Source organism: Kribbella sp., from assembly GCF_035655035.1.
Classification (GTDB): domain Bacteria; phylum Actinomycetota; class Actinomycetes; order Propionibacteriales; family Kribbellaceae; genus Kribbella.
Genome location: NZ_DASRVN010000122.1, coordinates 1 through 13,017 on the forward strand (window position 1 = coordinate 1; position 13,017 = coordinate 13,017).

Here is a 13,017-nt window from a genome sequence, read left to right on the forward strand (position 1 = left end):
GGTGCCTTCGAAGATGGTGTAGATCTTGGCGTCTCGGTGCATGCGTTCTACTGGGTATTCGCGGGTGTAGCCGTTGCCGCCGAGGATTTGGATGGCTTCTTCGGTGACCTTGACGGCTACTTCGCCGGCTTTGAGTTTGGCCATGGAGCCTTCGCCGTGGCGGTAGTCGGGGGTTTCGCCGCGCATCAGGGCGGCGGACATGTTGGCGGCTCGCCAGACCAGGAGGCGGGCGGCGTCGATCTCGAGGGCCATGTCGGCGAGTTTGAAGGCGATGCCCTGGTTGTCGATGATCGGGCGGCCGAACTGTTCGCGGGTCTTGGCGTAGTCCAGCGCGACCTCGTAGGCGGCGCGGGCGATGCCGATGGCTTGGGCGCCGACGATGTGGCGGGTCATTTCGAAGGTGGCCATCGAGGCGTTGCGGCTGGACGAGCCGGCAGCCGTTGCACTCCCAGCACCAGCAGCACCGCCCGACGAGGCGGCCTCGCGGGCGCGGGCCAGGCGGGCGTCGAGTTTTTCCTTGCCGCCGAGGACGTTGGCGGCGGGGATGCGGACGTTGTCGAAGAAGACGTCGGCGGTGTGGGAGGCGCGCAGGCCGTGCTTGCGGAGCTTGGTGCCCTGCTCGAGGCCGTGGACCTCGGTCCGCGGTACGACGAACGCCGCCTGGCCCTTGGTGCCGAGTGACGGGTCGACGGTGGCGACGACGACGTGGATGTCCGCGATGCCGCCGTTCGTGGCCCAGGCCTTCTGGCCGTTGATGACCCACTCGTTCGTGACGGCGTCGAAGACGGCCCGGGTGCGGATCGCCGAGACGTCGGAGCCGGCGCCGGGTTCGGAGGAGCAGAAGGCGGCGACGCGTACGTCGTCAGGGGTTCCGTAGCAGCGGGGCATCCACTGGCTCCACTGCTCCGGCGTACCGTTCGAGAAGATCGCCGACGAGGCGAGGCCGGTACCCTTCAGCGACATGCCGATGCCGGCGTCGCCCCAGAACAGTTCCTCGTGGACGAGCGGCATCAGCAGCCCGGACGGGTCGACGAACAGGTTGATGTTGGCGTCGAGCCCGTACAGGCCGATCTTCGCGGCCTCCTGGATCACCGGCCACGGGGTCTCCTCGCGTTCGTCCCACTCGGCGGCGGCCGGGCGGATGACGTCGGCGGCGAAGGTGTGGGCCCAGTCGCGGATCTCCTTCTGCTCCGCGTTCAGCGCGAGCGAGAAGGGGCTCCAGCCCGGCTTGGACCGCTCGGCGCCGAGCTCGCCGGCCAGCGTCATCACGTCTGCGGACACAACAGGGTCGGTCATCGGATCCTCACAGGAGCGGAGATGTTACCGACGAGTGTAACTGTCGTTTGCAGCGACGGGTACCACTGTGGCTAAGATCGGTGCATGAGCTCCGCGCTGCTCGCGATCGGACGCCGCCGGACCACGGCGGAGCGTCGGCGCGACCGGGAGCGGGACATCATCCGCGCCACCCGGGAGCTGTTCGACGAGCGCGGCACGATCGACGCCCAGATCGACGATATCGCCAAGCGGGTCGGGATCAACAAGGCGCTCATCTACCGGCACTTCGCAGGCAAGGAAGAGCTGTTCGCGCTCACGCTGGTCGACTATCTGACAGAGCTCGACGAGCTCCTTCAGCAGCAGGACGGTTCCCGAAGAGCGCCGCTCAACCGGCTCAAGGCCTTGAGCGAGACGTTCGTCGACTTCTGCCTCGGCTATCCGGCCTTCACCGACTGCGCCATGAGTCTGCTCAGACGGACCGGTGAGGAGCTGTTCGGCGAGATCACCGAGCCGGTGCTGGTCAAACTCGGTACGGCGATGGCCGCGCCGCTCGAGCGGATCGCGGCGATCCTGAAGGCCGGGCAGCGGACCGGTGTGTTCGACGAGGTCGACACCGATTACCTGGCCAATCACCTGTACACGCAGACCCTGGGATCGTTGCACATGGCAAGGGTCGGACTCATCGTGTCGAGCGGACAGCCCGGACACCCGGTGGTGCATCACGCGGATGTCGGTACCGTGCGAGAGACTGCCATCACGGCAACGCTCGCAACAGCCGTCGGACGAAAAGCACTCAAGCCCCAGCGACCTTCCGCCACCGCACGAAAGTCCAAAGGAGAGACATCGTGACCGAGACCCGCAAGGTGGCCGTGGTCGCCGGAAACCGGATTCCGTTCGCCCGGCAGGACAAGGCCTACCGGCACGCGTCGAACTCCGACATGCTCACCGCCGCGCTGAACGGCCTGGTCGACCGGGCCGGGCTCGGCGGCCAGGAGGTCGGTGAGGTGGTCGCCGGCGCGGTGCTGAAGCACGCCCGCGACTGGAACATGGTCCGTGAGGTGGTCCTCGGTTCCAAGCTCGCCCCCACCACCCCGGCGTACGACATCCAGCAGGCGTGTGGCACCGGGCTCGAGGCGGCGATCCTGGTCGGCAACAAGATCGCGCTCGGCCAGATCGACGCGGGCATCGCGGGCGGCGTCGACACCGCGTCCGACGCGCCGCTGAGCGTCAACGACCACCTGCGCAACGTGCTGCTCGACCTGAACCGCGCGAAGACGTACCCGGACCGCCTCAAGGTGCTGGCCCGGGTCCGCCCGAAGGACGTCGTACCGGAGATCCCACGCAACGCCGAGCCGCGGACCGGGAAGTCGATGGGCGACCACGCCGCGCTGACCGCGCTGGAGTGGGGCATCACCCGCGAGGCGCAGGACGAGCTCGCCTACAAGTCCCACGTCAACCTGGCCGCCGCCTACGACCGCGGCTTCCAGCAGGACCTGATCACGCCGTACCTCGGGCTCGAGAAGGACCAGAACCTGCGCCCCGACACGACGCTGGAGAAGCTCGCGAAGCTGAAGCCGGTGTTCGGCAAGGGCGAGACCGCGACGATGACCGCGGGCAATTCGACCCCGCTGACCGACGGCGCGTCGACCGTGCTGCTGAGCACCGACGAGTGGGCCGCCGAGCGCGGCCTGCGCCCGCTCGCGTACCTGACCCACTCGCAGACCGCGGCGGTCGACTACGTGAAGGGCGCCGAAGGCCTGCTGATGGCGCCCGCGTACGCCGTACCGCGGATGCTGCAACGCGCCGGACTGACCCTCCAGGACTTCGACTACTACGAGATCCACGAGGCGTTCGCCTCCCAGGTGCTGGCCACGCTGAAGGCGTGGGAGGATCCGATCTTCTGCAAGGAACGGCTCGGCCTGGACGCCCCGCTCGGCGAGGTCGACCGGGACAAGCTGAACGTGAACGGCAGCTCGCTGGCCGCGGGGCATCCGTTCGCGGCAACCGGCGGGCGGATCGTCGCCGCGCTGGCCAAGCAACTGGACGAGAACGGTGGCGGCCGCGGGCTGATCTCGATCTGCGCCGCGGGTGGCCAGGGTGTCGTCGCCATCCTCGAGAAGTAGGAGCTGAGATGACGGATCGCTACCAGACCTTCACCCGGACGCCGCTCGGCAAGACCCTGGTGAAGAACCTGGGTCTGCCCGACCCGCTGCCGCTGCCGCGCTGGACCGAGGGCGCGCCGGTGATCGACGGGCCGGTCGTCTTCGGCGCGATCGGCGAGTCCGACGCGGGCAAGGCGATCCAGGCCCTGCTGCGCGACATCGGTGCCGGGTTCAGTACGGCGACCGAGGGCGTCGCGTCCAGCGAGATCCGGCCGAAGGCGCTGGTCTTCGACGCGACCGGGGCGGCCTCGACCGCGGACCTGTCCAGCCTGCAACGGTTCTTCTCCCCGGTGATCCGCCAGCTCGCCCCGGCGGGCCGGGTGATCGTCGTCGGGCGTACGCCGGAGCTCGCGAGCTCGACCGATCAGCACGTCGCGCAACGCGCGCTCGAGGGCTTCACCCGCAGCCTCGGCAAGGAGGTGAAGCGCGGCGCCACGGTCAACCTGGTGTACGTCGCCCCCAACGCGCACGAGCAACTCGACTCCACGCTGCGCTTCTTCCTCTCCCCCAAGTCCGCGTACGTCGACGGCCAGGTCGCCCGGATCGGCACCGGCCCGCTGGTCAGCAACGACCCGCACCGCCCGCTGGCCGGTCGTACGGCGCTGGTCACCGGTGCGGCCCGTGGGATCGGCGCCGCGATCGCGAACACCCTGGCCCGCGACGGCGCGACCGTGATCGGCGTCGACGTACCGCAGAACGCGGACCCGCTGCGCAAGGTGATCTCGAAGATCGGCGGCACCGAGCTCCTCCTCGACGTGACCGCGGTCGACGCCGCGCAGCGGATCGCCGCGCACGCGCAGGAGCAGCACGGCGGCCTCGACATCGTCGTCCACAACGCCGGGATCACCCGTGACCGGCGGCTGGTGAACATGCGGACCGACGCCTGGGACGCCGTCCTCGACGTGAACCTGCGCGCTCCCGAGCGGATCACCAAGCACCTGGTCGAGTCCGGGGCGCTCCGCGACGGCGGCTCGATCGTCGGCGTGTCGTCGATGGCCGGGATCGCCGGCAACAACGGCCAGACGAACTACGCGACGTCGAAGGCCGGCGTGATCGGGATGGTGCAGGCGCTCGCCCCGGTGCTCGCGGACCGGCAGATCCGGATCAACGCGGTCGCGCCCGGGTTCATCGAGACCGACATGACCGCGAAGATCCCGTTCGCGATCCGCGAGGTCGGTCGCCGGCTGAACTCGCTGCAGCAGGGCGGGCTGCCGATCGACGTGGCCGAGACGATCGCGTGGTTCGCGGATCCGGCATCCGCGGGCGTGACCGGCAACGTGGTCCGCGTCTGCGGGCAGAGCCTGCTGGGGGCCTGAGATGCCGATCCGGCGGTACGACGACTCGCCCGGCCTCGGCGCCCTGTACGCGCGGACCGTCAAGGCCACGCTGCGCCGCGCCGACTACGAGCCGAACGAGGACGGCCTCACGCTCGAGCTCCCCCGGTCGGCGGTCGACCAGGACCACCTGACGGCGTACCGCGAGGTCACCGGGTTCCAGGCCGGTCCCGCGCTGCCCCCGACGTACCCGCATGTCCTGGCCTTCCCGCTGCACCTGGACCTGATGTCCGACCCCTCGTTCCCGTACAAGCCGATGGGGATCGTGCACCTGTCGAACACGATCACCCAGAAGCAGCCGATCCCGTTGCACGCGGAGCCGTCGATCCGCGTGCATAGTACGCCGGAGCGCCCGCATCCGAAGGGCACCGTGTTCGACGTGATCAGCGAGGTGTTCGTCGATCACGAGCTGGTGTGGAGCGATCTCACCACGCTGCTCAGCCGGTCCGCCGGTACGCCGGACGCGCACGCCGATCTGCTCACCGACCCAGTGCTGGGCGCGAACGCCTGGTGGGACCTGCACGGCAACCTCGGCCGCCGGTACGCCGCCGCGTCCGGCGACCGGAACCCGATCCACCTGTTCAAGCTCACCGCCCAGGCGTTCGGATTCCCGCGCCAGATCGCGCACGGCATGTGGGCCAAGGCCGCCGCGCTCGCGTCCGTCCAGCGGGCCGGCGCCCTTCCGGACGCGTTCACGGTCCGCGTGGACTTCCGCAAGCCGGTGCTGCTCCCGTCCCGGGTCCAGTTCGGCTACCAGCAGTCCGGCAAGACGACCGACTTCGCGCTGTACGACGAGTCACACGACGTCACTCACCTGGTCGGACAGCTGCAGGAACGCTGAGTTCCGCGACCCGGTCGAGCACCTGCCCGATCGGAGCCGCCTCCCACTGCGAACCGTCGCGTTCACGGACCGCCAGCGCGCCGTCCGCAGCCTCGCGGGCGCCGATCACGGCCTGGTACGGCGCGAGCCGGTTCTCGCGGATCCGGGCGCCGAGGCTGCCCTCGTCGGCGTGCGCGATCTCCACCCGCAGCCCCCGGTCCGACGCCCGCCGCGCGACCTGGGCCGCGACCTGCTCCTCGGCGTCGGAGATCGGCAGTACGACGACCTGCACCGGCGCGAGCCACGCCGGGAACGCGCCGCCGTGCACCTCGATCAGCTGCGCCATCGCCCGCTCGATGCTGCCGACGATCGCGCGGTGCACCATCACCGGCCGGTGTTTGTTGCCGTCGGCACCGATGTACTCGAGCCCGAACGCGGCCGGCTGGTGGAAGTCGATCTGCACGGTCGACAGGCTGAACTCCCGCCCGGCGGAATCCATCAGCTGGATGTCGATCTTCGGGCCGTAGAACGCCGCGTCCCCCGGCGCATCCTCATAGTCGACACCGGCGTCCTTCAACACCTCACGCAGCAGCTCGGCCGCCTCCGCCCAGCTCGCCGCGTCACCGACGTACTTGCTCGACGGGGTGTTGAACTCCGCATCGACGGACGGCAGCGCGAGGACGTAGCGGGACGCGGCGATGCCCAGGTCCGCGTACGCCTGGTTGATCAGCCGCAGCGCGGCCGCCGCCTCGGACGCGACCTGGTCGAGGCGGCAGAAGATGTGCGCGTCGTTCAGCTGCATCGCGCGGACCCGGCTGAGCCCGCCGATCGCGCCGGACAGCTCGGCGCGGTACTGCCCGCCGAGCTCGGACATCCGCAGCGGCAGCTCCCGGTAGCTGTGCGCGCGGGAGCGGTACATGAGCGCGTGGTGCGGGCAGATGCTCGGCCGCAGCACGAGTTCCTCGCCGCCCATGTCCATCGGCGGGTACATGTCGTCGTGGTACTTCGCCCAGTGGCCGGAGATCTCGTACAGCTCCTTCTTCGCGAGCACCGGCGAGTACACCTGCTGGTAGCCGGCTCTCCGCTCGACCTCGGCGATGTAGCTCTCGAGCGCCCGGCGTACGGCGGCTCCGGCCGGCAGCCAGTAGGGCAGACCCGCGCCGATCAGCGGGTCGGAGTCGAACAGGCCGAGCTCGCGGCCGATCTTGCGGTGGTCGTACATGGTGGTCTCCTCGGTGAAACGGTTCTGAGACGGGGCGAGGGACCACGGGAACGACGAAGCCCCGGGGCACTCGCCCCGGGGCTTCGTCAGACAGTCAGGTGTCAGCGCGCCGGGACATTCTCCGGCGTCGTCGTGACTACAGCGCGCTGCAACATGCTCCTAAGTTAGCAGATCCGAATCCAGCCCCACCGGACGAATCAGCCCCTCCTGAGCGACGGAGGCGATCAACCGGCCGTCGTCGGTGTAGAGCCGCCCGGTTGCGAAACCGCGCGCACCCGAGGCGGACGGCGACGCCTGGTCGTACAGCAGCCACTCGTCGGCGCGGAACGGGCGGTGGAACCACAACGCGTGATCCAGCGACGCCGGCTGGATCCGGCGGTCACCGATCACGATCCCGTGCGGCAGCAGGCTGGCGCCGAGCAGCGTGAGGTCGCTCGCGTACGCCAGCACACACGCGTGCAGCGCCGGATCGTCGGGCAGCTTCCCGGCCGCCCGGATCCAGAACTGCCGGCCGCTCACCCCCGCCAGCCGTACGTCGAGCGACGCCCACTCGCGATCCCACTCCGCGGCCGGCCGCCCGCTCTGCGCCTCCAGGACCGTGGCGAGCCGCGGCGCCTCTTCCGGCGGTACGGCGTCGTCCGGCATCGGGTCCTGGTGGTCGAGGCCGGGCTCCGGGCGCTGGAACGACGCCGACATGTAGAAGATCGGCTTCCCGTTCTGGGACGCGACCACCCGCCGGCTGCTGAACGAGCCGCCGTCGCGGGTCGGCTCCGCGCGGTACACGATCGGTACCGAGGTGTCACCGGCGCGCAGGAAGTATCCGTGCAGCGAGTGCACCAGTCGCTCCGCCTCGACCGTCCGGCTCGCGGCGGCCAGCGCCTGGCCGAGCACCTGCCCGCCGAACACCCGCTGCATCGACGTCTGCGGCTGCCGTCCGCGGAACAGGTCTACGTCGATCTTCTCCAGGTCGAGCAGCTCGACCAGATCCTCCAACGACTCAGGCATGCCTCATCCTGACAGGCCGTCAGCCCGGACGTACGCCGTACCCGCTGTGAGTTATTCGTTGTCGTCGCGGTTGAGCTCTGCCAGGAACTGCTCGACCTCGGCGCCGAGCTCGTCGGCGGACGGGGTGGAGTCGGCCAGCAGGCTCTTGCGGCTCAGCGAACCGGCAGCCGCGTCGTACTGCGTCTCGAGGGCCTTGACGACCGCCGACGCGTCCTCGGAGGCGTCGACCTGCTCGTCGACCAGGCGGCCGGTGACCGCGGCCTCGTCGAGCAGCGCCTTGCTCGGGAGCAGCAGGCCCGTCGCCGCGGAGATCGCGTGCACGAGCGCCAGCGCGGCGCCGGGGAACCGGTTCTCCGCGAGGTAGTGCGGGACGTGGACGGCGAAGCCCATCGCGTCCTTGCCGGCCTCGCCGAGGCGGACCTGCAGGATGGTGCCGGCGCTCGAGGGCAGCTGCATCTCGCCGTCCCAGATGTTCGACCGGGTGACCAGCTCGGGCCGGGTCGCGTGCGCGGTCAGGCCGAGCGGCCGGGTGTGCGGAACCCCCATCGGGATGCCGTGCACGCCGACGGTCAGGGTCACGTTGTAGAGCTCGATCAGCTGCCGGACGGCGCCCGCGAACCGGTCCCAATGGTTGTCCGGCTCGACGCCCTCGAGCAGCAGGAAGTCCACGCCCGCGTCGTCGGTCACCAGGTGCAGCGACAGGTGCGGCGGGGTGTAGTCGGTGAAGCGGTCCTCGGCGAACGTCACCTCGGGCCGACGCGCCCGGTAGTCGTGCAGCAGGTCGACGTCGAACCGCGCCAGCAACCGGTGGTCCAGCACCTCGAGCAGGTGGTCGGCGGTCACGCGCCCGGCCTGGCCGGCGTCCATGAACCCGTCCAGCGAGTGCACCAAGACCTTCGGCGTCGCCGCCGGGCCGGTCGCCACCGACTCGTCGACGATCTCGTAGAGGTCGTCCGGTCGCAGCATCGTCGTCTCCTTCACAGTTACCAACAGGCGCTTCTATTCTCCCCAACGCTCCCCGGTCGCGGACAAATTCCGGCCCGGGACAAGATTCCGGAGGTTCCACGGCGCGGCACCGGCGCGACAACATCGGAAAGCGCTTGCTAGCGTTGCCCCCGTGAGCCTCGAACCGAATTCCGCCCCGACCGTCATGCTGGCGATGAACGCCGACAGCCGCGGCCGCGTGCTGGTCCCGTCCGTCCGGCAGCGCCTGGACGCCGTCGCCACCGTGCTGCCGGTCGGCCCCGGACAGCTCGGACCGGCCGGCCGGCCGGTCCAGGGCTTCCTCGCCGATCCCGCCGTACGGGCGGCACTCGCGGACGTCGACGTGCTCCTCACCGGCTGGGGCTGCCCGCGGATCGGACCCGAGGTACTGGACGCGGCGCCGAAGCTGCAGGCGATCCTGCACGCGGCCGGCTCGGTGAAGGCGATCGTGGACCCGGCGGCGTTCGACCGCGGCATCCAGGTCTCGTCGGCGGCCACCGCGAACGCGCAGCCGGTCGCCGAGTTCACGGTCGCGGCGATCGTGATGGCCGGCAAGCGGGCGTTCCGGCTCGCGGCGCAGTACCGGCAGGAGCGGCGCAAGGCCGACCCGCACGGGATGCCGGGCAACTACGGCGCCACGGTCGGCCTGCTGGGCGCGTCCCGGATCGCGAAGATGGTCGCCGAGCGGCTGCGCGCGTTCGACCTGCACGTACTGATCAGCGACCCGTACCTGACCGCCGCGCAGGCCGCCGAACTCGGCGCGGAGCTGGTCGACAACGACACGCTGTTCCGCCGCAGCGACATCCTCAGCGTGCACGCGCCGCTGCTCCCGGAGACCGAGGGCCTGGTCGACGCCCGGCTGCTCGGGCTGCTGCGGGACGGCTCGGCGCTGATCAACACCGCCCGCGGCAAGATCATCGACTCCGCGGCGCTGGTCCGCGAGTGCGCCTCCGGCCGGATCGACGCGATCCTCGACGTCACCGACCCGGAGCCGCTGCCGCCGGACTCGCCGCTGCTCGACCTGCCGAACGTCTTCGTCACCCCGCACGTCGCCGGTGCCGTCGGCAACGAGATCGCCCGGCTCGGCGAGCTCGCCGTCGGCGAACTCGAACGCCTGACCGCCGGGCAGCCCCTCGAACACGCCATCAGCCGAAGCGAACTAGGGAGACTAGCGTGAGCCGTCTCGTCCTGCCGGACACCGACCGGGAACTGTCCCGCCAGACCGGATGGGTCCGGGCGCACTGGGAGGCGCTCGCCGACCACCTGCTGGACTCGCTCGTGCCGTACTTCTCCCCCGGCGCGTCACTGGTCGAGCTGCCCGGCCGCCCCAGCCGCTCCGGTACGGCGTCCGACGCGCTCGAAGGGTTCGCCCGGTCGTTCATGCTGGCCGCGTTCCGGATCGCCGGCGTGCAGGGCAAGGGCTGCGAGCAGCTGATCGAGCGGTACGCGCGCGGCGTCGCGAACGGCGCGAACCCGGACCACCCGGAGGCCTGGCTGCGGCTCACCCCGCGGTCGCAGCAGATGGTCGAGGCGGCCGCGATCGCGGTGTCGCTGCACGAGACCCGGGAGTGGATCTGGGACCGGCTCGACCCGAAGGCGCAGGAACACGTCGCGGAGTGGCTCGGCGGGTTCAACGGGTCCACCACGCACGACAACAACTGGCGGCTGTTCCAGGTCGTCAGCGAGCAGTTCCTAGCGTCCGTCGGAGCGCCGTACCGGCAGGAGGACATCGACGGCGGGCTGGACCGGATCGAGGACTGGTACGTCGGCAACGGGTGGTACTCCGACGGCGACGGGCAGAACTTCGACAACTACATCGGCTGGGCGATGCACCTGTACCCGGGCCTGTGGGCGCGGATGGCCGCGGCGACACCGGGTGCGCAGTACGAGGACCGGCTGAAGCTCTACAAGGAGCGGATCAACCTGTTCCTGTCCGACGCGGTGCACTTCGTCGGGAACGACGGGGCCCCGCTGTACCAGGGGCGGTCGCTGACGTACCGGATGGCGGCCGCGGCGCCGTACTGGATGGGCGCGCTGCTCGACTCCACGCCGCTGACGCCGGGCGAGACGCGGCGGCTGTGCTCGGGGATCGCGCGGCACTTCGTGCAGCACGGCGTACCGGACGAGCGGGGTGTGCTCACGCTCGGGTGGTACGACACGTTCCTTCCGACCACGCAGCAGTACTCCGGACCCGGCTCGCCGTACTGGGCCTCGAAGGGGTTCGTCGGGCTGATCCTGCCGCCGGAGCATCCGGTGTGGGCGGACCCGGAGGACTCGATCCCGCTGGACGACGCGGACCAGCAGAAGGCGATGCCCGAGCCCGGGTGGATCGTGCACGCGAGCCGGCACGACCAGGTGGTGCAACTGGTGAACCACGGTGCGGATCACGCGCCTGTGGCCGAGCCTGCGGGTGTCGAGCCGGCGGGCGATCCGCACTACAACCGGCTGGCGTACGCGAACCACGCGGGGCCGGATCTGTCGGATCACGAGCCGGGGATCGACAACCTGATCTCGCTGGTTTCATCGGACGGTACGGCGAGCGGGCGCGGGCGGATCCGGCGGCTCGGGGTCGACGGCCGTACTGCGTCATCGTGGCACAAGGCATGGCTCGGATCCGAAGGCCCGTGGACGATCGAGATCACCTCGCTCGTGTGGAACGGCTGGGAGATCCGCTGCGCACTGGTCGACGGACCGGACGGGGCGGTGGTCCGCAGCGGCGGCTTCGCGGTCGCAGGCGATTCCTTGCCTGAAGCAACCACCAACCCGAAGACAGCTGCCACACGGAACGCCGACGGCCTGGTGTCCGCAGTTGTTGGGTTGTACGGGTATGAGGCGGCGGGCGTGCATCGAGCGGTTGGGGTGAACCCGTTCGGGGCGCATTCGGCGACGCCGTACCTTACTGCCGCGCACCACGGGGAGCCGCTGGTGCTGGTGAATGCGGTGCTGCTCACGCGGGACGCGTTCCGGCCGGAGGCGCTTGCCGAGGGCATCGATGTGGCGGTGAGCGGGACGACCGTACGGATCGGGCTGCCCGGTGGCGACGCCGAGGTGATCGAGCTGGGGCAGAGTAGATTGGCGGGATGAGTACGTACGAGAAACTCCTGCAGGAACAGATCCGTAACGAATTCACGGCGTCGCAGCAGTACGTGGCAGTCGCTGTCTGGTACGACGACCAGGATCTGCCCCGGCTGGCCGCGCACTTCTACAAGCAGTCGCTGGAAGAGCGCAACCACGCGATGATGATGGTGCGGTACCTGCTGGACAAGGACATCCGGCCGGCGATCCCGCCGGTCGGCGAGGTCGAGTCGGACTTCAAGTCCGCGATCGAGCCGCTGGAGCTGGCGCTCGCGCAGGAGATCACCGTCACCAAGCAGATCGAGACGCTCGCCCGCACCGCGCGCGACGAGAGCGACTACATCGGTGAACAGTTCATGCAGTGGTTCCTCAAGGAGCAGGTCGAGGAGGTCGCCGCGATGAAGACGCTGGTCAACGTCGCGAAGCGGGCCGGCGAGAACCTGTTCAACCTGGAGGACTTCCTGGCCCGCGAGGTGGTCGGCGACGCCGGCGCCGACCCGACGGCCCCGGCCGCCGCCGGCGGCGCGGTCTGACCTGAAGCGGTCTGACCTACCAGCTGCCGCCTCCCCCACCGCCGCCTCCGCCGCCCGACGACGAGGAGGACGACGTACTGGAGGAGGAGAAACCGGAGGACGAGCCTCCCCCGGTGGACGGTGACGGGGGCTCGGCGAACGTGCTGGAGACCGTCGTGGAGATGCTCCCGGCGGTCCAGCCGGAGTCGTAGTACGAGCTGGACCCGGTGTACCAGGTGGGGACCGCGGTCAGCCGGCCCGAGTCGACGAGCTGCTTGCACACCTGCTGCCAGCGGTCGGCCAGGTCGAGCACGATCGCCCACGGCAGGTACTTGCTGAAGATGTCCTCCCCGTCCTCGAACCGGAGCTGCTCCGCCTCCGCGGTGCTCAGGTACTGCCGGAACCCGACGATCTGGTCGGTGACCGCCCGGCCGAGGGCGTTCCGGCGACCGGCCCGGTGCTGCAGGATCAGGTCGATGACGGCGTTCAGTACGGCGAGCACCGGCAGCGCGATCACGATCGCCGGGCCGAGCCACGGCGGCGCGCCGAACTTGACGACGTAGACGACCAGCGAGATCAGCCCGACCAGGACCGCCAGGAACACCCCGCAGCCGAGCGGCACCCAGCC

General features: G+C 70.1%; 12 protein-coding genes. 7 read left to right on the plus strand and 5 right to left on the minus strand.

Annotation, left to right across the window (positions count from 1 at the left end; translation table 11 throughout):
- A partial coding sequence (locus VFF46_RS06960; protein ID WP_325036192.1) for an acyl-CoA dehydrogenase family protein occupies positions 1–1,296 on the minus strand: 1,296 nt, incomplete at its 3' end.
- Between the two features lie 84 nt (positions 1,297–1,380).
- Between VFF46_RS06960 and VFF46_RS06965 the strand changes: the two genes are divergently transcribed.
- The 4 genes from VFF46_RS06965 to VFF46_RS06980 are packed head-to-tail and all read left to right on the plus strand — an operon-like array spanning position 1,381 to position 5,612.
- On the plus strand, positions 1,381–2,124 hold the full coding sequence (locus tag VFF46_RS06965; RefSeq protein ID WP_325036193.1) for a TetR/AcrR family transcriptional regulator: 744 nt from the start codon (positions 1,381–1,383) through the stop codon (positions 2,122–2,124).
- Complete coding sequence (locus tag VFF46_RS06970; protein ID WP_325036194.1) at positions 2,121–3,398, plus strand: acetyl-CoA C-acetyltransferase; 1,278 nt, start codon at positions 2,121–2,123, stop codon at positions 3,396–3,398. The genes VFF46_RS06965 and VFF46_RS06970 overlap by 4 nt, the downstream gene beginning before the upstream one ends.
- 8 nt (positions 3,399–3,406) lie before the next feature.
- Complete coding sequence (locus VFF46_RS06975) at positions 3,407–4,753, plus strand: 3-oxoacyl-ACP reductase (protein ID WP_325036195.1); 1,347 nt, start codon at positions 3,407–3,409, stop codon at positions 4,751–4,753.
- 1 nt (position 4,754) lies between these two features.
- The gene (locus tag VFF46_RS06980) at positions 4,755–5,612 is read left to right on the plus strand and encodes a MaoC/PaaZ C-terminal domain-containing protein (RefSeq protein WP_325036196.1); all 858 of its coding nucleotides are present in this window, start codon (positions 4,755–4,757) and stop codon (positions 5,610–5,612) included.
- On the opposite strand, the gene thrS is transcribed toward VFF46_RS06980, so the two are convergent.
- The 3 genes from thrS to VFF46_RS06995 are packed head-to-tail and all read right to left on the minus strand — an operon-like array spanning position 5,578 to position 8,784.
- Entirely contained in the window at positions 5,578–6,918 is a 1,341-nt protein-coding gene (gene thrS, locus VFF46_RS06985) for a threonine--tRNA ligase (RefSeq protein WP_325036202.1), read from the minus strand. The genes VFF46_RS06980 and thrS overlap by 35 nt on opposite strands.
- Positions 6,919–6,972: 54 nt before the next feature.
- Complete coding sequence (locus tag VFF46_RS06990) at positions 6,973–7,818, minus strand: acyl-CoA thioesterase II (protein ID WP_325036197.1); 846 nt, start codon at positions 7,816–7,818, stop codon at positions 6,973–6,975.
- 51 nt (positions 7,819–7,869) lie between these two features.
- The gene (locus VFF46_RS06995) at positions 7,870–8,784 is read right to left on the minus strand and encodes a PAC2 family protein (RefSeq protein WP_325036198.1); all 915 of its coding nucleotides are present in this window, start codon (positions 8,782–8,784) and stop codon (positions 7,870–7,872) included.
- A 151-nt stretch (positions 8,785–8,935) separates the two neighbouring features.
- Here VFF46_RS06995 and VFF46_RS07000 point away from each other — a divergent pair, with 151 nt between their 5' ends.
- From VFF46_RS07000 to VFF46_RS07010, 3 genes are read left to right on the plus strand one after another with little or no spacing between them, the layout of a single operon-like run.
- Complete coding sequence (locus VFF46_RS07000) at positions 8,936–9,979, plus strand: hydroxyacid dehydrogenase (protein WP_325036199.1); 1,044 nt, start codon at positions 8,936–8,938, stop codon at positions 9,977–9,979.
- The gene (locus VFF46_RS07005) at positions 9,976–11,886 is read left to right on the plus strand and encodes a DUF2264 domain-containing protein (protein WP_325036200.1); all 1,911 of its coding nucleotides are present in this window, start codon (positions 9,976–9,978) and stop codon (positions 11,884–11,886) included. The genes VFF46_RS07000 and VFF46_RS07005 overlap by 4 nt, the downstream gene beginning before the upstream one ends.
- Positions 11,883–12,410: a ferritin gene (locus VFF46_RS07010; protein WP_325036201.1), complete on the plus strand. Its 528-nt coding sequence runs from the start codon at positions 11,883–11,885 to the stop codon at positions 12,408–12,410. Before VFF46_RS07005 ends, VFF46_RS07010 begins: the two co-directional genes overlap by 4 nt.
- Before the next feature lie 16 nt (positions 12,411–12,426).
- Here the strand turns inward: VFF46_RS07010 and VFF46_RS07015 are convergent.
- Positions 12,427–13,017: DUF2207 family protein (locus VFF46_RS07015; RefSeq protein WP_414673040.1), on the minus strand; the 591-nt coding region annotated here is incomplete at its 5' end.